Annotated in this window: 1 protein-coding gene; it reads right to left on the minus strand. The window is 52.6% G+C overall.

Features of this window, described 5'->3' with window-relative positions:
• Positions 1-444 precede the first annotated feature (444 nt).
• A complete protein-coding gene (locus tag EFD55_RS32825; protein WP_125851274.1) occupies positions 445-1,128 on the minus strand; it encodes a hypothetical protein in 684 nt (227 codons plus the stop codon).
• Positions 1,129-2,166: the final 1,038 nt, after the last annotated feature.

A 2,166-nucleotide genomic window follows, 5' to 3' on the forward strand; every position in this document is an offset into this window, starting at 1 on the left:
ACCGGCTCCAACGCTGCGCAAGATGAAAGCTTCGCGTTTCCGCCGGTTGCTCACACCGCGCCATTTGGCGTATTCAAAGCCGCCGAGGCTCTAACCGCCGCTGGATGAAAGTTCAGTGGCAGGTCATGGTTGTTCCAGCAAAGCGCGAAAACCGTAAGCGCAGTCCTGATCCCACCTTCCGGATCATCGCTTGCATTAATGTTCGACCTCGAGAGACGGCTTGGACGCCGCAGCAATTGTTCACAGGGCGACGGTTCGCCCGAAAGCCAGCTGATCCAAACAGTCGACGGACGGCGCGTGTTCGACGTACCTTCTATGTGACCGCTCAGGGCTAATCTGGCTGTCACCGTCGAAGACGATCTTCACAAAAGATTCATAGGCGCATGGATCGGAAAACTGAAATAGCCATCCAGTATGATCCCGGTCCTATACTGCTGCCAGGTCCTACATTCTGATATTGAGCGACAAGATGTAGCGAGCCCATTCAACTAGTTCAGAGACTTCCTTTTCGGTTAGCCTCACTCTTGCAGGACCAAGTAGGGTCAGCTTTGCAAAGAAGTCTTCCCTATCTCTGAAGCCATAGGCGCTACCGGCTTCACCGGGCGGTATTGCCAGTTTTTTAAGTGTAGCTGCCTTTATGAAGCCTGAGACGCCATTAACAGACAATTTCGCGCAAAGGCGACCTCGGCTATCGAGGAACGGGTGTCCGACTTGCACCTTTTCGAAATGATCTTGCCGGTGCAGTTCAGTCTTATTGCGATAGCTCTCATATGCTCGTTCCGACATCGCGTTGAGCACCTCAACTGCGGCAGAGGAGTTAAGCGCCGTGTTGATGTATTCAACGAGTTCGGGGACTGAGACTACTTTCCTGGGCGTATCCTCGAATGGCGATATGCATATCGCCGGAACATCGCCGTCAAACGATCTTATTGTCAGGAAGTCAAAAGCCGATTCTGGATGCCAACCCGGCCACGCCACCAGTGTTGTGAGGGCGGTAACTGATTCAAGCTCATGTCTGACATCAAACTGGATCGTGTTTGACCAAAGCGCCACCAGTTTGTCTGCCTGAGCTCGGAGAAGCGACAAGAGCCTATCCGAAGTATGCTGATCGCCGCTGTAACTGACCATGCTCGAAACTCAAATTTTCATTGTGACGACCACAGGAAGGTGATCAGAGATTGTAGTGTCGATTCCGTTTGACTGTGGCTTCAGCAGGTTCGTCGCTCTTATATTCGTCAAATATTTTGGCGTCCCGGTTGGCAGTGTGGGGATCAATGAAGGCCTAATAAGAACTTGGTCTAATGCGTGCCAAATCGTGGAATCCGATATGTCCCCGTCATTGAAGAAGGAGCCAGGCTGTGCTGTTGAGGTCTGATCCCCCAGGTTTGCCCACATCGCATTGTAAAACATTGGGATCTTTTTCTGATATCGCCCTTTTCCTTCAGTGCGGAAACGCATGTGAGAGGCGATATTCCTACACATAGCAGAATTGAGTGCACCTGCGGCAACCATGGAATCGCAGTATGGGTCGCTATTGAAGTCGCCAATCAGTATGGACTTTGCAATCGCCTGCTCAGCCTCCCTTACTTCAACGCGCTGCCGAAGCTTGGCGGCGTCGAGAGTGGAGTAGGTCCGGGGATTAAATTTTCCAAATGGTGACGGCCTATGAACAAACCACAAACAATGCGTTTCGAGCGTCTGGCCAGCGCCTCGGTGCAGCAGGAAGGGCCAAGCATGCTCCTCCTCGAATTCCGATGTAAGTTGTCCTGACGCCAATTTCGAGATGCATATAAAGGATTTGTAGTCGCTAGCGTATACCGAAAACGCAGTTCCGAGAGCGGCCCTTAGGCTCTGTACCGAGATCCTCCCCGTTTCTGACAGCCCGATAATAGCTTCCCCGTGTGGTCCCGATAGGCTCGGAGACTCGGTCAATTCGAAGGTCAGATCGACCACATGCTGAACTTGGGCTCGCTTACCCAGGTTCCAGTACGCGATTGCAAGCATTAGAGAACGGTCCCTTATTCGGGGCTCGCCTGTATCGTAAGCGCGATTTTCGATGCGCCTTGACGGCTTCGGCACCGCTAAAGCGCCATCGCACCGGTTTCGATATCCGGCTCTATCAGGTCACGGTAGTCTTGGAGTAGTTGAACGGCAGCAGGTCGCCGA

Source organism: Rhizobium pisi (assembly GCF_003938655.1).
Classification (GTDB): domain Bacteria; phylum Pseudomonadota; class Alphaproteobacteria; order Rhizobiales; family Rhizobiaceae; genus Rhizobium; species Rhizobium pisi.

What these genes read in the sequence shown, in the direction of transcription:
- EFD55_RS32825 (WP_125851274.1), bottom strand. Translation starts at nt 1,128, where the DNA reads ATGGTCAGTTACAGCGGCGATCAGCATACTTCGGATAGGCTCTTGTCG.